General features: G+C 63.6%; 20 protein-coding genes. 11 read left to right on the forward strand and 9 right to left on the reverse strand.

Annotated features, from left to right (window positions below; all coding sequences use genetic code 11):
* Positions 1-25 precede the first annotated feature (25 nt).
* Together IVA88_RS13090 and IVA88_RS13095 are read left to right on the forward strand one after the other, a co-directional pair.
* Entirely contained in the window at positions 26-841 is an 816-nt protein-coding gene (locus IVA88_RS13090) for a helix-turn-helix domain-containing protein (protein WP_247497660.1), read from the forward strand.
* A 164-nt stretch (positions 842-1,005) separates the two neighbouring features.
* Positions 1,006-1,935 carry a tripartite tricarboxylate transporter substrate binding protein gene (locus IVA88_RS13095; RefSeq protein ID WP_247497661.1) on the forward strand — a complete coding sequence of 310 codons (930 nt, stop codon included), beginning with the start codon at positions 1,006-1,008 and terminating at the stop codon, positions 1,933-1,935.
* A 147-nt stretch (positions 1,936-2,082) separates the two neighbouring features.
* On the opposite strand, the gene IVA88_RS13100 is transcribed toward IVA88_RS13095, so the two are convergent.
* Together IVA88_RS13100 and IVA88_RS13105 are read right to left on the reverse strand one after the other, a co-directional pair.
* Complete coding sequence (locus IVA88_RS13100) at positions 2,083-3,630, reverse strand: FAD-dependent oxidoreductase (RefSeq protein ID WP_247497662.1); 1,548 nt, start codon at positions 3,628-3,630, stop codon at positions 2,083-2,085.
* Between the two features lie 195 nt (positions 3,631-3,825).
* A complete protein-coding gene (locus IVA88_RS13105) occupies positions 3,826-4,533 on the reverse strand; it encodes a GntR family transcriptional regulator (protein ID WP_247497663.1) in 708 nt (235 codons plus the stop codon).
* Positions 4,534-4,798: 265 nt separating this feature from the next.
* On the opposite strand from IVA88_RS13105, the gene IVA88_RS13110 reads away from it, so the two are divergent.
* From IVA88_RS13110 to IVA88_RS13135, 6 genes are all read left to right on the forward strand, one after another.
* A complete protein-coding gene (locus IVA88_RS13110; RefSeq protein WP_247497664.1) occupies positions 4,799-5,785 on the forward strand; it encodes an ABC transporter ATP-binding protein in 987 nt (328 codons plus the stop codon).
* Between the two features lie 42 nt (positions 5,786-5,827).
* Positions 5,828-7,117, forward strand: a complete 1,290-nt coding sequence (locus tag IVA88_RS13115; protein WP_247497665.1) for a PotD/PotF family extracellular solute-binding protein — start codon at positions 5,828-5,830, stop codon at positions 7,115-7,117.
* A gap of 4 nt (positions 7,118-7,121) precedes the next feature.
* Positions 7,122-8,081 carry an ABC transporter permease gene (locus IVA88_RS13120; RefSeq protein WP_247497666.1) on the forward strand — a complete coding sequence of 320 codons (960 nt, stop codon included), beginning with the start codon at positions 7,122-7,124 and terminating at the stop codon, positions 8,079-8,081.
* Positions 8,082-8,084: 3 nt separating this feature from the next.
* Positions 8,085-8,963 carry an ABC transporter permease gene (locus IVA88_RS13125; RefSeq protein ID WP_247497667.1) on the forward strand — a complete coding sequence of 293 codons (879 nt, stop codon included), beginning with the start codon at positions 8,085-8,087 and terminating at the stop codon, positions 8,961-8,963.
* A 4-nt stretch (positions 8,964-8,967) separates the two neighbouring features.
* Positions 8,968-9,699 carry an aspartate/glutamate racemase family protein gene (locus IVA88_RS13130; RefSeq protein ID WP_247498014.1) on the forward strand — a complete coding sequence of 244 codons (732 nt, stop codon included), beginning with the start codon at positions 8,968-8,970 and terminating at the stop codon, positions 9,697-9,699.
* A 177-nt stretch (positions 9,700-9,876) separates the two neighbouring features.
* Entirely contained in the window at positions 9,877-10,371 is a 495-nt protein-coding gene (locus IVA88_RS13135; RefSeq protein ID WP_247497668.1) for a hypothetical protein, read from the forward strand.
* Between the two features lie 180 nt (positions 10,372-10,551).
* Here the strand turns inward: IVA88_RS13135 and IVA88_RS13140 are convergent, their stop codons facing one another.
* Together IVA88_RS13140 and IVA88_RS13145 are read right to left on the reverse strand one after the other, a co-directional pair.
* Positions 10,552-10,890 (reverse strand): hypothetical protein, encoded by a 339-nt coding sequence (locus tag IVA88_RS13140; RefSeq protein WP_247497669.1) that lies wholly within the window; start codon positions 10,888-10,890, stop codon positions 10,552-10,554.
* A gap of 100 nt (positions 10,891-10,990) precedes the next feature.
* Entirely contained in the window at positions 10,991-11,293 is a 303-nt protein-coding gene (locus IVA88_RS13145) for a hypothetical protein (RefSeq protein WP_247497670.1), read from the reverse strand.
* A 96-nt stretch (positions 11,294-11,389) separates the two neighbouring features.
* Between IVA88_RS13145 and IVA88_RS13150 the strand changes: the two genes are divergently transcribed.
* Positions 11,390-11,605: a hypothetical protein gene (locus IVA88_RS13150; protein WP_247498025.1), complete on the forward strand. Its 216-nt coding sequence runs from the start codon at positions 11,390-11,392 to the stop codon at positions 11,603-11,605.
* 32 nt (positions 11,606-11,637) lie between these two features.
* Here the strand turns inward: IVA88_RS13150 and IVA88_RS13155 are convergent, their stop codons facing one another.
* The 3 genes from IVA88_RS13155 to IVA88_RS13165 all read right to left on the reverse strand — a co-directional run bounded on the left by IVA88_RS13155 (position 11,638) and on the right by IVA88_RS13165 (position 14,412).
* Positions 11,638-13,335: a PAS-domain containing protein gene (locus IVA88_RS13155; RefSeq protein ID WP_247497671.1), complete on the reverse strand. Its 1,698-nt coding sequence runs from the start codon at positions 13,333-13,335 to the stop codon at positions 11,638-11,640.
* A gap of 125 nt (positions 13,336-13,460) precedes the next feature.
* Positions 13,461-13,991, reverse strand: coding sequence for a gamma carbonic anhydrase family protein (locus tag IVA88_RS13160; protein ID WP_247497672.1), 531 nt, complete (start codon positions 13,989-13,991; stop codon positions 13,461-13,463).
* A 91-nt stretch (positions 13,992-14,082) separates the two neighbouring features.
* Positions 14,083-14,412: a hypothetical protein gene (locus IVA88_RS13165; protein ID WP_247497673.1), complete on the reverse strand. Its 330-nt coding sequence runs from the start codon at positions 14,410-14,412 to the stop codon at positions 14,083-14,085.
* Positions 14,413-14,631: 219 nt separating this feature from the next.
* Between IVA88_RS13165 and IVA88_RS13170 the strand changes: the two genes are divergently transcribed.
* Together IVA88_RS13170 and IVA88_RS13175 are read left to right on the forward strand one after the other, a co-directional pair.
* Entirely contained in the window at positions 14,632-15,339 is a 708-nt protein-coding gene (locus IVA88_RS13170) for a hypothetical protein (RefSeq protein ID WP_247497674.1), read from the forward strand.
* 238 nt (positions 15,340-15,577) lie between these two features.
* Positions 15,578-15,775, forward strand: a complete 198-nt coding sequence (locus tag IVA88_RS13175; protein WP_247497675.1) for a hypothetical protein — start codon at positions 15,578-15,580, stop codon at positions 15,773-15,775.
* Positions 15,776-16,401: 626 nt separating this feature from the next.
* Here the strand turns inward: IVA88_RS13175 and IVA88_RS13180 are convergent.
* Both IVA88_RS13180 and cysE read right to left on the reverse strand, forming a co-directional pair.
* Complete coding sequence (locus IVA88_RS13180; RefSeq protein ID WP_027567779.1) at positions 16,402-16,620, reverse strand: DUF3126 family protein; 219 nt, start codon at positions 16,618-16,620, stop codon at positions 16,402-16,404.
* Between the two features lie 134 nt (positions 16,621-16,754).
* Positions 16,755-17,579 carry a serine O-acetyltransferase gene (gene cysE, locus IVA88_RS13185; protein ID WP_247497676.1) on the reverse strand — a complete coding sequence of 275 codons (825 nt, stop codon included), beginning with the start codon at positions 17,577-17,579 and terminating at the stop codon, positions 16,755-16,757.
* Between the last annotated feature and the right edge of the window lie 152 nt (positions 17,580-17,731).

The following is a 17,731-nucleotide window of genomic DNA, read 5'->3' on the forward strand; positions in this document are numbered from 1 at the left end:
AGCCAGGCAATCACAAGGAGCTGCCATGACGTCGTTCCGCCCCGTCATCGCGTTGTCCAGAGGTCTCGAGGTCCTGCGGGTGATCAACCAGCAACGGCAGTCGACCGTCGGCTCGCTGCACAAAGCGACGGGGTTGAACAAGGCAACGATCGTCCGCATGCTCGAGACGCTGGAGCATGAAGGTTATGTGGTGCGCCGTACCGAGCCGGCCAGCTACGCGCCGACGGGACGCGCGCTGCAGCTCAGCGCCGGCTACGACGAGCCCACCTGGATCGGCGGCATCGCCGAACCCATCCTGAACAAATTCCGCAAGCAGATCCACTGGCCGTCAGACATCGCGGTGCTCGATCAGGAGTCCATGGTCATCGCCCACACGACGCGGGTGGACGGGTCGCTGCTGTTCAGCCGTCCTCCCGGGTTTCGCTTTCCGGTTCTGGGCACCTCAATGGGACGCGCCTATCTAGCCTTCTGCGAGCCGGCCGAGCAGGAGCGCATTGCCGCCCGCCTTGCCCTCGGTCCCGAGCCCTGGAATGATCTCGCGCGCAATCCCGGCAGGCTCGCCAAAGTGCTGCGCACGATCCACAGTGCCGGGTTCGCGGTCATGGACGAGACCTACAGCCGCCGCGTCTTCGGCGGCGCAGTCTGGGCGATTGGCGTACCCGTCGCCTTTCAGAACCGGCTGTTCGCCAGCATGAACGTGATGATGCTTCGCGAAGCGGTCAGTCTGGAGGACGGCGTGCGCCGCTTCGTACCTCCGATGAAGAAAGTCGCTTCCGCACTTGCCGAGGCGCTCGGCGCCAGGCTTGCTGCGCCAGGCACGCCTTCTGCTGACCGGACGTGATCATTTCATACAGTGAAACGATATTTTGATTTCTTGACCCTCTTCCTTGCCCGTGTGACACCTCGTTGCGGTGGCTGCCGGCTGCCCAATGACACAGGGAAAAGGGGGAGGCCGAAGTGCGGACATCCGCGAGAATTTGGGCTGCCGCGATTGCATGCCTAACGATGGCCGCTTCTGAAACGGCTTGGGCCGAAGCCTGGCCGACGCGGGCAATCAAGATAGTCGTCTCCACGCCGGCGGGCGGCATCACCGATGCCTTCGCCCGCGCCTATGGCGACTATATCTCGCAGAAGCTCGGCCAGCCGGTCATTGTCGAAAACAAAACCGGAGCCAGCGGTGCGCTGGCGGCACAGTCGGTGAAGGATTCCCCGGCCGACGGTTACACGCTGATGTACACGATCTCGTCCACCTTGCTCGGTAACCGGCTGCTGCTGAAATCGCTGGCCTATGATCCGGACAAGGATTTCACGATCGTCGCGGTGACGCCTTCGGGGCATCTGCCGTTGGTGGTCCATTCCGCCACCAATGCAAAGACGATCGAAGAGTTCGTCGCGTACGCACGTGGCAACAAGGTCACGGCCGGCTCGTACGGGATCGGCTCGTTCGCGCACATTGCGATCGCCGAGCTCAACCGACAAGTCGGCCTCGACATTTCCATCGTGCATTACCGCGGCGAAGCGCCGATGTGGCAGGATCTTGCAGCCGGGGTCATTCAGGCGGCGGTCGGGAGCTATCAGGCCGCACTGCCGGTGCTCGATACCGGCGTCGGCCGCCCGATTGCCGTGCCGACACCGGTGCGCATGAAGAAGCTGCCCGAGACCAAGACATTTGGCGAGCAAGGGGTCACCGGCAATGTCTTCCAGCTCACCAGCTTTACCGCGCTGGTGGCACCCGCTGCGATGCCGGCGGACCGGATCGACATCCTCGCCAAGCTGATGGTCGAAGGCGGCAAGACGGAGCGCGTGCAGAAGCTGCTCGATGCCTTCGGAGTCGACGCGCCGGCCATGGATCGTGCATCCTCGCTTGCGCTCTACGAAAAGGAAGGGCCGGTCTGGCTCGAGTCGATCAAGACTCTCGGATTGGAGCCGCAGTAGTTCCGGCGGCAGCCGCTCCGCGTGCGGACAATAGAGCAGGATGTGAGCAAGGAAGCGCGCGATCAGCTTCTCAGTGCGCAAACCACGAAGTTGATGAGGCCGATGAGCGGATTGCCTCGACCAGCACGAGATCGAAGAGCGGCAGCATCACTCTGCGGCTTCAAGATCCGCCGGTTTTTCGGCGCCGCCGAGCGGTGACACCGCAGGGCCGTTCAGTGCGGTGCCGTCAGGCGCGAACTGCGAGCCGTGACACGGGCAATCCCAGCATTGCTCCAGCGAATTCCAGTGCACAACGCAACCGAGATGAGTGCAACTGGCCGAGTGCAAATGCAGATTTCCGCCCCGGTCCCGGCAAGCGGCGATCTTTTTCAGGCCGCTGCGGACAAGGCGCCCTTCTCCAGGCCGCAGTCCTTCGACGCTCGCAATCTCGCTCGCTGTAAGATATTCGGCAAGATTCTTCAACGGAGTGATGTTCTCGCTGATGAACTCGCCGATGTTCTTCTGAATCTTCCGCGACGGGGCGTAGACCTCCTCCCAAGCGCTCGCGCCCGTCGTGATCAGATCCGTAATCATCATGCCGGCCACAAGCCCATTGGTGATGCCCTGCCCGGAATCACCGCTGACGATGAAGAGGTGCTCCTCGCCGGGGCTGCGGCCAATGAAGCCGACGAAATCGATGGGCTCCAGCACCTGACCTGACCATCGATGAGTGACCTCGCGCAAGTCCGGCAAACGATCGCGCGCCCAGCGTTCGAGCGCGGCAAGACGCTGTGCGCCGTCATCCGCCTCGCCGGATTTATGATCTTCTCCGCCGATGATCACGAGATTTTCGCCGGCAGAGAACGGCTGCAGCCGGACATAGTGATAGGGATCGAGTGTGTCCCAATAGAGCGCATCCTCCAGCGCGTCGCCCGGGATCTTGGCGGCAAGCGCGTAGGTGCGGTAAGGCGCCTGCTTCGTATGGATCGCGACCTGCACGTTGACAGGCGAGTTCGTCGCGACCACCACGTCGGCTGCACGGACCTCGTGGCCTGAGGTGGTCGTCACGACCATGTCGCCATGCTGCTGGCGGATGCCTTCGACACAAGTGTCGGCGTAGAGCCGCGCTCCCCGGCCCTGAAGTGCGGCGGCGAGACCAGCGAGATATTTGGTCGGGTGCAGGCGCGCCTGGCGCGCAAAGCGCAAGGAGCGCACCAGTCCTTCGGCATGGAACGGGGTCGGCTCGATGCAATCTTCGACGGGAATCCCGAGCGTGCGGCAGCAATTCAATTCCTCGTCGAGCTCGGATGCGGACGTGCCGGGCGCAAGTACCCAGTAACCGTCCACCCGCCGAAAATTGCAATCGATGCGCTCGGCGCGCTGAACGGCCTCGGCGCGATCAATCGCGGCTGCAACGCTATGATAATAATGACGCGCACAATCAGAGCCGCGCACCCTGACTAGCTCGTCGTAGCCGTCATCGAGCGCCGTCGCCAGATGCGCGGTGGTGCGCGCCGTCATCCCACTGCCAATGCGGCCGCGGTCCAGCACCACGACCGAACGTCCACGACCGGCGAGCTCATAGGCGACCGACAGCCCGGCAATTCCGGAACCAATGACTGCGACGTCTGTGGCCACCGTGGACGATAGTGCCGGAGCATCGGCGACCAAAACATCCATCCAGGGCGACCGGGTGTGCTCGTCTCGAACGTTCATGGCATTGCTCCTCGAGAGAACAAACGATGTGGCAGGATGCGGGGTTCCTATTCGCCCGTCTGTTGAGAAGGTGTCATTGAAGGGCGCAGCTACCGTTTAGGAACCTTCATCGTGCTCGCGCTTGAACGGATATGAAAAGTGCATCTGCCGGGCTACGCAGGGAGGAGCTTCCCGCCGGCTCGCGAGCCGCGCGTCTCACGCCCCGAGTACATCCGCGAGCCGCAACTCGTCGGCGGCGGGGTCCTTCAGGAACAGCTCGGCCTCGATCTCGTCCAGATGCGACAGCATCTGCGCGCGCGCGGCCGCTCTGTCGCGCTTGCGGATCGCGGCGACGATGCCGGCGTGATGATCGGTGCCGCAGGCCGGCGTGTCATGCCGGCGGTAGAGCAGGATGATGAGCGAGGAGCGCGCGATCAGCTCCTTGAGGAAACCGAGATAGATGCTGTGGCCGCTCATCTCGGCGACGAGTCGATGAAAGTCGCCGGAGAGGCGGACCGAAGCACGCGCGTCGCCGCGTAGCTCCGCCTCGCGTTCCTCGGCAAGATGCCTTTGGAGACGCCCGATCCAGGCGGGCGACACCGCGTCAACGGCGTGATCGACGATCGTCGGCTCGATCAGGCGGCGCGCCTCGAACACTTCGCGGGCGTCCGCAGGCGTGGGCCGCGCGACGAATGCGCCGCGGTTCTTCTCGATGTTGACGATGCCCTCATGCGCGAGCTGTTGAAGCGCCGTGCGAACCAGCGTCCGGCTTGAGCCGTAGATCTCGCCGATCTCGTCCTCGCCGAGTTTCGTGCCGGGCAGCAGACGATGCTCGAGGATCGCCGCGGTCACGCCTTCCCGGATGCGGCCGACGCGATCGCTCGCATCTGGCGCGTCGGATTTCGGTCGGGACTTGGCGGCCATGAGGGTGAGGGCTCGATCGTCGAATATCGACGTGAATGGTAATCGACGATCTGTATCCAATCACAGGCGAAACTTTATACAATCCTCGCCTGTTTTGTGTGCACGCAACTGCGAAGGCGGCGAGCTGGCCGGATGTGCCCGATTCGATCTAACGATCTGACTCCGCTGCACTGTTTCGGAATTCGGCCGGCCAAGGACGATACGAGGGCGATTGGCACGGACCTTGCGGAGAGAGGCGAAGCATCGCCCTCGCCTCGGACACGCCATGGCCACTCCCGCCGCTCTCGAACTGGTCGCCGTCACCAAGCGCTATGACACGACGCTGGCGGTCGACACCGTCAATTTGAAGATCCCGGCCGGCACCTATTGTTGCCTGCTCGGCCCCTCCGGCTGCGGCAAAACCTCGACCTTGCGCATGATCGCTGGTCACGAGGCGGTCAGTGAAGGCGACATCATCCTCGGCTCGCAGAACGTCACCGATCTCGAACCTGCGAAGCGCGGCACAGCGATGATGTTCCAGTCCTACGCGCTGTTTCCGCACCTCACCGTGCTCGACAACGTGGCGTTTGCCCTGAAAATGCGCGGCGTTGACCGCCCGACACGGCACAAGCGCGCCGGCGAGTTGCTCGAGCTGGTGGCGATGACCCCCTACGCGGCCCGGCTGCCCGCACAGCTCTCGGGCGGTCAGCAGCAGCGCGTCGCGCTCGCCCGCGCGCTGATCACCGAGCCGCAGATCCTGTTGCTCGACGAGCCGCTCTCCGCGCTCGATCCATTCCTCCGGGTCAGGATGCGGGGCGAATTGAAACGGCTGCAGCGCGAGCTCGGCATCAGCTTCGTCCAGGTCACGCACGGCCAGGAAGAGGCGATGGCGCTCGCTGACCACATCGTGGTGATGAACCAGGGCAGGATCGAACAGCAGGGAAGTGCCCGCGACATCTTCCATCATCCCCGCACCGAATTCGTGGCGCGCTTCATCGGCGGTCACAACGTCCTCAGCGACGCAGGCAAACTCATCGCCGTGCGCGCCGATCAGCTCGGCATCGCGCCGTTCACTGACGGCGCCTTCGGCGCGCCGGCGCTGCTGACCCAGACCGAGTACCAGGGCTCCTACATCGCCGTCTCGCTCACGCTCGAAGACGGTACCGCCCTGTTCTCCCACCTTCCCGAGGCCTCCTTCGACGTCCACCAGTTCCGGCCGGGCGATCGCGTGCTGGCCACCTGGGATCCCGCCAAGGCGCAACGTCTGCAATAGCGCCGATCAATCACCGGAATGCGCAACAGAGGAGTGACTGACATGACCGAAACGACCAGAAAGAAGGGCCTTAGCCGCCGCACACTGCTCAAGAGCACCGCGGGTCTCGCCGGCCTTGCCGCCGGCTCCGGCGTCATCACCGGCTTTCCTTATGTGATGTCGGCCGAGCCGAAGGTGCTGCGCTATCTCGGCACCGCGGTGAACGAGGGCGACGACATCTCCAAGCAGTGCCTGAAGGACACCGGCATCAAGATCGAATACATCACCGCAACGACCGACGACGTCACCAAACGCGTAATGACCCAGCCGAACTCCTTCGACGTGCTCGACACCGAATATTTCGCGCTGAAAAAGATCGTGCCCTCTGGCAACATCCTCGCCCTCGATGCGAAGAAGATCAAACAATTCGACAACATCACCCCCGTCTTCACCAAGGGCGAAACCCCCGGCGGGAAGAAGATCGGCGGCCAGGGCACCGCGCCCTGGAAGGTGCTCTATCTCGAAGGCAAGGACTCCAAGAAGTTCGCGAGCTCGGCAACCGAATTCGTCACGCTGATCCCGACCGTCTACAACGCCGACACGCTCGGCGTCCGCCCTGACCTGATCAAGCGGCCGATCAGCTCGTGGGCCGAGCTGCTCAATCCCGAATTCAAGGGCAAGGCCTCGATCCTCAACATCCCCTCGATCGGCATCATGGACGCCGCGATGGTCGTGGAAGCCTCCGGCAAGTACAAATATGCCGACAAGGGCAACATGACCAAGGAAGAGATCGACCTCACCATGAAGGTGATGACCGAGGCCAAGAAGGCCGGTCAGTTCCGCGCCTTCTGGAAAGACTTCAACGAGAGCGTCAACCTGATGGCCTCGGGCGAGACTGTCATCCAGTCGATGTGGTCGCCGGCGGTGACGAAGGTCCGCTCGATGGGGATTGCCTGCACCTTCCAGCCGCTTAAGGAAGGCTATCGCTCCTGGGCCTCCGGCTTCTGCGTCTCCAAGGGCGTCTCAGGTGCGAAGCTCGAATGGGCCTACGAGTTCGTCAACTGGTTCCTGTCCGGCTACGCCGGCGCCTATCTCAACCGCCAGGGCTACTATTCCGCCGTGCTCTCCACCGCGAAGGCGCATATGGAGCCTTACGAGTGGGCCTACTGGATGGAAGGCAAGGCGGCCGAGAAGGACATCAAGGCGCCCGACGGCTCGCTGCTCGAAAAGGCCGGCGCCGTGCGCGACGGCGGCTCCTACGAGGACCGCATGGGCGGCGTCGCCTGCTGGAACGCCGTGATGGACGAGAACGACTACATGGTCCGCAAGTGGAACGAGTTCATCGCGGCCTAATCTGATGGACACCTCGGAGGACATCCTTCAACAAGCATCCCCGGACCTGGTCCGGGGATCGGAGACGGCGCGCCGCAGCAAAGCGGCGCGGCTGTCGCCCTCCTTCATCTCCTGGCTCCAGGCCGGGCCGATGATGCTGGTGTTTCTCGCCTTCTTCCTGATCCCGCTCGTCTTCGTCGTCGTCGTCTCGTTCTGGGATTACAACGAATACCAGTTGCTGCCGGCCTTCTCGGGCCGAGGTTACACCGACACGTTCGAGGGCTGCATCGCGCAGCTCCCCGAGCTCTGCACCATCGCCAAGACCTATGTGAAGACGCTGAAGCTCTGCTTCCTTGTATGGATCATCACGCTCTTCATCGGCTTCTGGGTCGCCTACTTCCTCGCCTTCCACATCAAGTCCAAGACCTGGCAGATGGGACTGTCGCTGCTCTGCACGATCCCGTTCTGGACCTCCAACGTGATCCGCATGATCGCCTGGATTCCGCTGCTCGGCCGCAATGGCCTCGTGAACTCAGGCCTGATGAAGACAGGGCTGATCAACCAGCCGGTGGAATGGCTGCTGTTCTCCGAATTCTCCGTGGTGCTGGCGCTGGTTCACCTCTTCACCTTCTTCATGGTGGTGCCGATCTTCAACTCGATGGTGCGCATCGACAAATCGCTGATCGAGGCCGCCTATGACGCCGGCGCGACCGGCTTCCAGACGCTTGTCAACGTCATCATTCCGCTCGCAAAACCGGGCATCGTGATCGGCTCGATTTTCGTCATCACCATCGTGATGGGCGACTTCATCACCATCGGCGTGATGGGCGGCCAGCAGATCGCGGCCGCCGGCAAGATCATCGAGACGCGGGTGAACGCGCTGCAATTCCCGGCCGCCGCCGCGAACGCCGTGATCCTGCTTGTGATCACCTTCCTGATCATCACCATGATGTCGCGCATCGTCGACATCAAGAAGGAGCTGTAAGCGATGACGGAGGGCCGCCCGCGTGGCTTCTACGTGCTCGCGATCTTCTTCGCGGCTTATGTGCTGTTTCTGTACGGACCGATGATCGCGATCTACGTGCTATCGTTCCAGGGGCCGCAGGGCGGCCTCACCTTCCCGATGAACGGGGTCTCGACCTTCTGGCTGTCCAAGCTATTCCAGGGCACCGGCATCGTCGACCTCGGCGCAGCCTTCCGTCGCTCGCTGCTGCTCGGTCTCATCGTGATGGCTGCGACCGTCGTGCTGTCGGTCGCCGCCGGCATGGCGTTTCGCCGCAAGTTCAAGGCGCAAAGCATCCTGTTCTACTCGGCGATCGCGAGCCTCATCGTGCCCTCGATCATCACCTCGCTCGGCATCTCGCTTGAATTCCGCATCATCGACGATCTGATCAAGGCGCATTGGAACGACAACTTCGAGACCTCGATGGGCCTGCTCACCTCGGGCCTCGGTGCACATTTGACCTGGACGCTGCCGTTCGGCCTGCTCATCATGTTCGCGATCTTCAACCGCTTCGATCCCAGGCTCGAGGAAGCCGCGCGCGATCTCGGTGCGACACCGTGGCAGGCCTTCCGTCATGTCGTGCTGCCCATCATCCTGCCCTCCGTGATCGGCATTGGACTGTTCGGCTTCACGCTGTCCTGGGACGAACTCGCGCGCTCCAGCCAGGCGATCGGGGCGGTGAACACGCTACCTCTCGATCTCCAGGGCCTCACCACCACCGTGACGAACCCCGACATCTATGCGCTCGGCACCGTGATCTCGGCCGTCTCGTTCACGGTGATCACTCTTGCGCTCGGCACCATCCACATGCTCAACAAGCGGCAGGCGGCCAAGGGCTCGGACGCCGGCAAGGGGCTTGTCTGATCTGATGCGGCTTCACGTCGTCAATCCCAACACCACTGCGACCATGACGGTGAAGATCGCCGCTGCGGCGCGCGCGGTCGCCCTGCCCGACACCGTGATCGATGCGCGCCAGCCGGCGATGGGCCCGGTCTCGATCGAGGGATTTTACGACGAGGCGTTCGCGGTGCCCGGCATGCTCGGCTGCATCCGCGAAGCCGATCGCGACGGCGCGGATGCGCACATCATCGCCTGCTTCGACGACACCGGCCTCGACGCCGCGCGCGCCGCCGCAAAAGCACCCGTGATCGGCATTGGCGAAGCCGGCTTCCACATGGCGAGCCTGGTCGCCGCGCGCTTCGCCGTGGTGACGACGCTCAGCGTCTCCATCGTCCCGATCGAGCATAACTTACAGAAGTACGGCCTCGCCGATCGCTGCGCCCGCGTCCGCGCCGCCGAGGTCCCGGTGCTCGCACTCGAGGAGCGCAACACCGATGCTCTCGGCAAAATCTCCGCGGAGATCACGGCCGCAATCCGCGACGACCGCGCCGAGGCTGTCGTGCTCGGCTGCGCCGGCATGGCCGATCTCGCCAATGAACTCGCCGCGGCGCACGGCCTGCCCGTGATCGACGGCGTCGCCGCCGCGGTGACTTTGGCGGAATCACTGGTGCGACTGGGACTGAAGACTTCCCGGCTCGGGCCCTATGCGGCGCCGCGATCGAAGACCTATTCCGGGCCGTTTTCGCCGTTTCAGCCCTGATCTTTGCCCTGACGGGGCGTTCGGAGGCCTCAAGGCCCGCTGATTGCTGGTTTTTTTGCTCTCAGCCTCTTTTTGGTCCCATTCGTTGCCGAAACTTAACGTTTTCGGGACGCCCCGGTCGCCTCAGGGTTGCCGGTCTTCGCCACTCACCAAGTTTCAATTTGGGTTTTGTCAGCGATGATCGATCTCGCAGAGGACGCACCGTCCAACTCCTTCCTTCGCCTCGGCGCCCAGCCCATCGCGCAGACCGCCGCCGCCCTCCTCCTGCTCATCGCCGGCGTGACCTCGATCGCGATCTGGCGCGCCTATACCGGCTCAACCCCCGAGACCGACCGGGTGGTGGCATCGCGGCAGCTTCAGGCTCGCACCGCACAGGCGTCCGAGCAGCTGGTCGAGAAGACCAAGGGGCTGGAGGCAACCCAGCAGGAATCGATTGACCAGCTCCAGGTCGTTCAGGACCAGCTCCAGACTGTGAAGCGATTGCTCGCATTCCAGCAGGCCGACACCAAGCGCCTGTCCGAGCAGGTCGCAACGTTGAACGAGTCCATCGACGGCCTTCGGCAGTCCTTTGCGAGCGCCCGGGCGACCGAGACGGAGACCCCCTCGGTTACCCGCAGGAAACCGGCGCGGCACCGCGTCCATGCCAGCGCACACAAGCGCTCGCGCGGCTGAGCAGCCGGCGCCGCGGCTTTAAATTTTTTGACTTGTGAACTGGATCACATTCGCCCGTATGATTCCGAGCGATGCTCGCCGTCACCGGATGGCGTGAGCCGATTTCAATGTCCGGGGCTGGCAAGGTCGTTGACGGTATATTGCGTCAACGACCTTGTTTTTTGGTGGGTACAGCCGAGCCTATTCGCAGACATCCACGTGGCGGATACGCCAGCCCGATGGCGTCATGACGCGCTTCCGCACGACGTAGCAGCCGCCATAACCATCGTTGTAGCCGGTACCATAATAGTAGGGATCGCCGTAGGGGGAGCCATAGCCGTAATAGCCGCCATAGTAGCCGGCGCCGGCGATACCCGCCCCGATCGCAATCCCCGGCCAGAAGCCGCCGCCACGCCAGTGGCCGCCGTGACCCCAGCCACCACCACCGTGACCAAAACCGCCCCGCGCCTGGGCCGCCTGCGGGGCCGACAGCCCGACTACCGCGACGGCCAGCGCCGCCATCATCATCTTGCGTAACATCACTCGATCCTCCGCGTGGACGCTCCACGCTCAAAGCAGGACCAAGCTAGCGTCCCATGGGCAATCCCGACAGCCACGCTGCCTCACTTCCGCGCAAGCGTCAGCAGCCGCGGCAGATGCTCTTGAGCTTCCTGTCGAGCAGCCGGTTCTCGGCGTTGACCGCGGCATCAGTCCCCCCGCCCGCGCCGGTGCCGGTGGTCACCCCGGGTGCGGCATTCGTACCGGACGATTGGGCGGTACCCAGACTGTTGGTGCCGGGCGGCGGAGCCGGAGAATTGGTGACGCCACCGGCCGATCCCGCAGAGGCGCCGGTCGCTTGCGCGAACGATACGGCCGGCATCGCGGCAAGGGCGAAAGTCACAATCACGGTCTTGATTGAACGGATTGCGGGCGATCTGGCCATCGGAAATTCTCCTTCTCCGGTCAACGGCCGCGGCCAAGACCGGTTCCGGAACAAATGCCGCCGCATCAGCTTGAAACCGGCAAGGCAGGCACGACCATGCGCAAACTGCTCGCGTTCGACGAGCCAAAGCAGACAGGCGAAACCACGATGACCGATCGCGATCCCTTTGCCGAAGGCGAACGTGCCGCGCGCGAGAACATTCCGGCAGAAGCCAATCCGTACCAGGACGGGAGCGACGAGCACGCGCTGTGGGCCGCCGGACACGAGAAGGTCGCAAGCGCGATCGAAGCGCGAGAGTCCGAGGGAAGCTGACGCGCCGCTTCGGGGATGGGGCGCGCCGATGACTACGCGGCCGCCACCATCTTCTCGGTCCGGTCCTCGACCATGGTCACGAACATGTGGGACTCTTCGCCCGCGCCGCCGATCTGGATCCGGCGGGCCGAGATCACTCGGCGCCCGCGCGCGGGATTGTCGATGGTATCGACGATCGGCTCGAGCTGCTGCTTCTGCGCCAGAAGCTGCTTGTCGCGCCGCTCGATCAATTCGGCCGCCTCCGGGGAGAACAACTCCCGCGCGGTCTTGCCGATGATCTCGCCGCGCGACATGCCGATCATCCTCTCGGCCGCCTTGTTGACGAAGACGTAGCGCAGGTTGCGCGCATCCTTGGCGATGATGCCCTCGGCCACGTTCTCGATGATGGTGGCGAGAAAGCGCTCCATCCGCTCGAGAATGCGCTCGCGCTGGCGCTGTTCGGTGACGTCCTCCTGCACCGACACCCAGCCGCCGCCGTCCATCGGACGCTCGTAGATCTTGATGATGCGTCCGTCGTTCAAGGCGAGTTCAGAGGTTGCCGGCTGGCGCCGAGCGATCCGGTCGAGTACCGCCGCGAGAAACTTCGCGACGTTGCCGCTGAACAAGCCGCTCTCGACCCTATGCTGGAGGATTTCCTCGAGCGTCGATCCAGCCTGGATCGTCTCGGGCAGATTGTAGATCTGCCGGTAGTTGGCGTTCATCGCGACCACATTGGCCTTGCCGTCGAGCATGATCAGGCCCTGCGGCATGCTGTTGATCGCCGCCGACAGCTGCCATTTCTTGGCCTGGTACTTGTCGTTGAACTTGTCGCGCTCGGTCATCGCGGCGTCGCGCGCCTGCGCAGTGCCGAGCTCGAGCTCCTCGAGCTCGAAGATGCGCGCCACCGCGTCGCGGAAGTTCTGCACGGCGCGCGCAAGATGTCCGATCTCGTCGTGACGGCCGAGATGCGGCACCTCGCTCTTGATGTCGCCGCCGGCAATGCGGTCGGTAGCTTGCGTGATCTCGGCCAGCGCCCCGACCACCGAGACCCGCATGACGACGACGTTCAGCCCCGCGAAAAACAACGTCGCCAGCCCGAGCGCGAACAGGTAGGCGGCCGCATAGCGGTTCTCGTTGGCAAGTTCGTCCGCCTCGCGAGCGCGCTGGCTGTAGATGCGTTCGAGCCCCTCGAGATCGGTGTTGAGATTGTTGCGCAGCGTCCGATTGACATCGTTGTCGCCCCATTCGCGTGCCGCCGCCGGACTGATCTCCAGGCCGCGCCGCACCAGCTCCCGGCGAAATTCGATGAACTGCGCGATGCGCTGGCGGAAGCTCGAGACTTGCTCGGCATCATCGTCGGCGACGGTCCGCTCCATGCTCTTCACCGCTTCGGCGAGTTCGCGGTTACGGCGCACCAGACCGTCTGCGAACGGCTTCATCGCGCCGCGATCGGCGGACATGTATATGCCGCGCGATTCCATGACGATGGCGTAGATCAGCGTGTTGATGCGCCCGACATTGATCGCGGCCTCCGCCGAGGAGGCGTGCATGTGGCGGTAGGTCGTCTGCAGGCGGACGGTCTGGATCGACATCACGAGCAGGAAGGCGGTGACGATCGCGAGGAAGCCCGCGATGCTGTAGACCTTCTCCGCAACGCTCAGCGTATCCGCGCCGCGAGCGAAGCGAACGAGCTTTTTCACGAACTTGGTTCCGGCGCCGAGTCCGGATCCCAGCGCCGCACCGGCATCCATGGCGCCACTCCTCCTGGTTGAAAACGCTCCATGATAGGCATGATGCGCTAGCGGAGGATTAAAGCTCCGGCTGGTATTTTTACGGTACGGAACCAGATGCCGGCCGCGCACGGCCTGCGTGCATCTCAGTCGATCCGCTTCAGGCCCTTCTTGAACCGCGGGCCGTTGGCGACATAGAATTTGGCGGCGCTGCCCATCTTCTGCACCTGGGCGTCGTCGAGCGTGCGGATCACACGCGCAGGCGAGCCGATGATCAGGGACCGTTCCGGGAACTCCTTGCCCTCGGTGATGACGGAGCCGGCGCCGACGATGCTGTTGCGGCCGATCCTGGCGCCATTCATCACGATGGAGCCCATGCCGACGAGTGCGCCCTCCTCAATGGTGCAGCCGTGCAGGATGACGTTGTGGCCGACCGTGCAGTTCCTGCCGATGACGAGGGGGAAGCCGAGGTCGGTGTGGCAGGTCGAGCCGTCCTGCACGTTGGCGCCTTCGCCGATCTCGATCCACTCATTGTCGCCGCGTAACACCGCGCCGAACCAGACGCTCGCACCTGGCTTCAGGCGCACGCGGCCGATCACGGTGGCGGTCTCCGCAATGAAGTAATTGCCGTCGGCGGGAAGGTCGGGCGCCTGCCCGTCGAGCTCGTAGATCGCCATGAGGGTCTCCTGTCGCGTCAAACCCAGCCATAGCGAAACGGCAGCCTTGACGCAAAGGGCCGCCGCGCAGGCAGCCCTTAGAGGGCGCGCATCAGACCAAAACGCCGGCCGCGCGTAGCGTCATCAGGACGAAGGTGCCGCTCATCATGCTCCAGAAGCCGGCGATGACGGTCGCCATCATCACGAATTCGACGCGGCGGCTCTCCAGCTGCATGCCGCGCAGGGTATTTCGCATGATGAGAAAGGGCGCCGCGAACACCAGGAACGGAACCGCCGCGAAGGTCTTCGGCGCCACGCCGTCCTGCAACAGACCGAAGCCGGCGGGCCGCCGTGCGACCGCCTGGTACCCGCTCACGAGCGCGCCCGCGAGCGCGAAACCGATGCAGATCGCGAAGAAAGTATTGAGAGCTTCAGGTGTCATCGGAACGGTCCGCCCTTACGCAACGCCGGAGCCTTCCTGTGACAAATAGGGCGGGTTAACGCTACATTATCCTTAAGGGAAGGTTAACGTCGCCGGCCGTCCCGCGCAGGGCCTCTCTCCCTTCCCCGCAGCCGGCGAACGCTCCGCGAAATCGCCGCCGCGTGGCATATTCGCCGCTGATTCGGCCATCGGCCGACTTCCGGCTCATTCGTGCGGCTCATGACGGTGTTTTCGGCAACCTCTCCTCAGTCTCCCCGGACGCGCACCCGGGCACACGTCGTCCCGATCGTGCTCGGCAGCGCTGCCGCGGCGTGCGCGGTCGCGCTCGTCGCCTATTTGTTGTGGCCGACCTGGGGCCCGAGCGGCGCGAACGCCCCGGACAAGCTGCCGGTGAGCGTCGGCGGCACGCTGTTCAACCTGCCGACCACTGCGATCCGCATGAAGATCCAGCGTCACTCCGGGCCGCAGGAGCGGATCGATCTCGACTTCCTGTACCCTTCGCTCGAGCCGCCGGGCGCGCCGAAGCACGTCACCGCCGACAGCGTGGATGCGGCGATGCAGCCGATCGACCGCATCTTCCTGTCGATCGCCGCGCACCGCGATGCGCTCTCGCCCGAGCAGCGCAGCGCCACGATCTATCCGCGCTATCTCGACCAAGCCGCGGCGACGCCCGAGGACGGGCTGACGATGCGGATGTTCCGCGCCGATACGCCTTACGGCAGCGAGGATTTCTATTCTGCCGCAAACCCCGCGCTCACCGCGCGCTGCACGCGCGATGCGGCCACGCCGGGCATGTGCCTGTCCGAACGCCGCGTCGGCGGCGCCGACCTCACCTTCCGCTTTCCGCGGAGCTGGCTCTCGCAATGGCGAGACGCCGCGGAAGCGATGGACCGGCTGACCGCGCAGTTGCGCGGGCCGAAGGGCTAGGCGCGGCCTCCCGGCCCTGCCGTGAGATCGGCTTGGGCTGCTTAAAACAATAACTGCGAAAACAACCCCATGCACAGTAGCCAAGCATCGGCACCGTCGAGCTTTTTCGTATTTTTCGAATCACGCCTTGACCCGTCGGGCAAAACAGGCGCATGATGCCATCATGCGTTCCTAACTCCCCGCCGCGGTTGACTCCATCGCGGCGCGTGCGCGGATCGTGGAACGCACTGATCGCGACATGGTCGTGCAGACCGAGCTCGTCGATGCGGGCGGCGTCATCGTTGCTAATGCAAGGGCGCGACTGCGGGTTCTTGACATGAGATCGAGCTACGGGACTGCGAAGCGCGCGGCGTCATTGCGCGCCAAGATCGAATGCCATCACCGTGCGTGTTTTACCGAGGTATTCGAGCTGCTCGATCGCTTGCCAGCCGCGTGAAGCATAGTAGCTCGGCAAGGTCCCCGACGTGTAGAGATATAGCCGAGGGTAGCCGAGTTTCGCGGCGCAAGTGGCAGCAGCATCGATGAGAGCATTTCCAACCCCTCGACCGCGCGCTGTGTCATGAACGAACAGCTGCGCCATCCATGGCGAAAGCGCAGGGCGCATCGTCATCTCACTAGAGAGCAGATTGACTGAGCCGAGAAATGTCGCACCTCGCCGAGCGACAAGAACCAGCGGCAATTGACGCGAGCGAGCCGTGCAGCAGAGAAACTGCTCGTACGCAGTAGCGCGAGATGGCTCTGCACGCCGAGCTCGTCGATGCGCATGGCATCGTAGTTGCCGATGCAACGGCACGGCTGCGCATTCTTGCACAAAAGTAGAGTTACGCAGCCGCGGAGCTCATGCTCGTCATTGCGAGCGACTTGTTCTGCTCGAAGAGCGGCGGCGGAAGCGAAGCGATCACGGCATAGAGGGGCGCTGCATTCGCAGCTCGCGTGTCCCGGACGCGCTGCAGCGTTCTTACGCTGCTGCGCAGAAGCGGAATCCAGCGCCGGACGATGCTTCGCATCGCCGGGGGCGCTGCGCTGCGTCCGGGGCACGAAGCCGAAGTCTCCGTGTAACAACTATTCCTGATCGACGAGATCGTCCTCGAGGATCGCCATCTGGAACTGGAACGAGCGATCATCGTCCTCGTCGTCGACGAAGAGCACGCCGATGAATTCCTCGCCGATATAGACCTCGGCGGAATCATCCTTCTTCGGCCGCGGCACGACGCGGATCTTGGAATTGCCGAATACGCGTTTCAGATACGCGTCGAGCTTTCTTACTTCCTTGACGTCCACGGCAAGTCTCCAATCGAAATCTGGGTTGGCGGGGTTTTAGGACGAGACGCGACGAACCGCCAGCATGAATCGCCAAAGAATTTGGGACGAAAGGGCCGGAAATCCGGCCCTTCTGACAAGCTCAAAGCTCCGTCTCACAGTCCCATGGCGTTGATCATCTGATCCATGGTGCGCGACGGCTCGGCGCAGCCGGCTTCGCCGACCACCTTGGCAGGCACGCCAGCGACTGTAACGTTGTGCGGCACGGGCTTGACCACGACCGAGCCCGCCGCGATGCGCGCGCAATGACCGATCTCGATGTTGCCAAGGATCTTTGCGCCGGCGCCGATCAGGACGCCGTGACGGATCTTCGGATGGCGGTCCTCATTCTCCTTGCCGGTGCCGCCCAGCGTGACGCCATGCAGGATCGAGACGTCGTCCTCGATGAGCGCCGTCTCACCGCAGACGAAACCGGTGGCGTGATCGAGAAAGATGCCGCGGCCGATCCGTGCGGCGGGATTGATGTCGGTCTGGAACACCGCAGACGCCCGGCTCTGCAGATAATACGCAAAATCCTTGCGACCCTTCAGATAGAGCCAATGCGCGAGGCGATGGGTCTGGATGGCATGGAAGCCCTTGAAATAGAGCAAGGGATCGATGAAGCGCGAGGTCGCGGGGTCGCGGTCGTAGACGGCGACGAGATCGGCGCGGAAGGCGTTGCCGAGATCTGGATCGTCGCGCAGCGCCTCGTCATAGGTCTGGCGCACGAGATCGCCCGACAGCGCGGAGTGATCGAGACGGTCGGCGACACGATGGATCACCGCATCTTCCAGACGGCTGTGATGCAGCACCGTCGAATAGATGAAGGTCGCAAGCTCCGGCTCGCGATGGACGATGTCCTCCGCCTCGCCGCGGACCCGATCCCAGATCGGATCAAGCGTTGCGAGCTTTCCTCCCGGATTGACCTGATGCACTGCCATGAGATCTGCTCTTTCGAATTGGCTCGTTTCGCTGGTTCTATAACACAGTCTAGCCGACAAAGTCCTGACGGGCTTGCCTGAGAGTGAACAGTGCGTTGCCCCGCGAAAGCATGCCAACCCGTTGAATCACAACAATTCTTCTGACGCTCCAG

Source organism: Bradyrhizobium sp. 149, assembly GCF_023073915.1.
Classification (GTDB): domain Bacteria; phylum Pseudomonadota; class Alphaproteobacteria; order Rhizobiales; family Xanthobacteraceae; genus Bradyrhizobium.

Coding starts and splice junctions, on each gene's coding strand:
- IVA88_RS13160 (WP_247497672.1), bottom strand. CDS start 13,991: ATGGCGATCTACGAGCTCGACGGGCAGGCGCCCGACCTTCCCGCCGAC.
- IVA88_RS13115 (WP_247497665.1), top strand. CDS start 5,828: ATGACCGAAACGACCAGAAAGAAGGGCCTTAGCCGCCGCACACTGCTC.
- IVA88_RS13105 (WP_247497663.1), bottom strand. CDS start 4,533: ATGGCCGCCAAGTCCCGACCGAAATCCGACGCGCCAGATGCGAGCGAT.
- IVA88_RS13110 (WP_247497664.1), top strand. CDS start 4,799: ATGGCCACTCCCGCCGCTCTCGAACTGGTCGCCGTCACCAAGCGCTAT.
- cysE (WP_247497676.1), bottom strand. CDS start 17,579: ATGGCAGTGCATCAGGTCAATCCGGGAGGAAAGCTCGCAACGCTTGAT.
- IVA88_RS13135 (WP_247497668.1), top strand. CDS start 9,877: ATGATCGATCTCGCAGAGGACGCACCGTCCAACTCCTTCCTTCGCCTC.
- IVA88_RS13170 (WP_247497674.1), top strand. CDS start 14,632: ATGACGGTGTTTTCGGCAACCTCTCCTCAGTCTCCCCGGACGCGCACC.
- IVA88_RS13120 (WP_247497666.1), top strand. CDS start 7,122: ATGGACACCTCGGAGGACATCCTTCAACAAGCATCCCCGGACCTGGTC.
- IVA88_RS13175 (WP_247497675.1), top strand. CDS start 15,578: ATGGTCGTGCAGACCGAGCTCGTCGATGCGGGCGGCGTCATCGTTGCT.
- IVA88_RS13155 (WP_247497671.1), bottom strand. CDS start 13,335: ATGGATGCCGGTGCGGCGCTGGGATCCGGACTCGGCGCCGGAACCAAG.
- IVA88_RS13100 (WP_247497662.1), bottom strand. CDS start 3,630: ATGAACGTTCGAGACGAGCACACCCGGTCGCCCTGGATGGATGTTTTG.
- IVA88_RS13140 (WP_247497669.1), bottom strand. CDS start 10,890: ATGTTACGCAAGATGATGATGGCGGCGCTGGCCGTCGCGGTAGTCGGG.
- IVA88_RS13145 (WP_247497670.1), bottom strand. CDS start 11,293: ATGGCCAGATCGCCCGCAATCCGTTCAATCAAGACCGTGATTGTGACT.
- IVA88_RS13165 (WP_247497673.1), bottom strand. CDS start 14,412: ATGACACCTGAAGCTCTCAATACTTTCTTCGCGATCTGCATCGGTTTC.
- IVA88_RS13095 (WP_247497661.1), top strand. CDS start 1,006: ATGGCCGCTTCTGAAACGGCTTGGGCCGAAGCCTGGCCGACGCGGGCA.
- IVA88_RS13130 (WP_247498014.1), top strand. CDS start 8,968: ATGCGGCTTCACGTCGTCAATCCCAACACCACTGCGACCATGACGGTG.
- IVA88_RS13150 (WP_247498025.1), top strand. CDS start 11,390: ATGCGCAAACTGCTCGCGTTCGACGAGCCAAAGCAGACAGGCGAAACC.
- IVA88_RS13090 (WP_247497660.1), top strand. CDS start 26: ATGACGTCGTTCCGCCCCGTCATCGCGTTGTCCAGAGGTCTCGAGGTC.
- IVA88_RS13125 (WP_247497667.1), top strand. CDS start 8,085: ATGACGGAGGGCCGCCCGCGTGGCTTCTACGTGCTCGCGATCTTCTTC.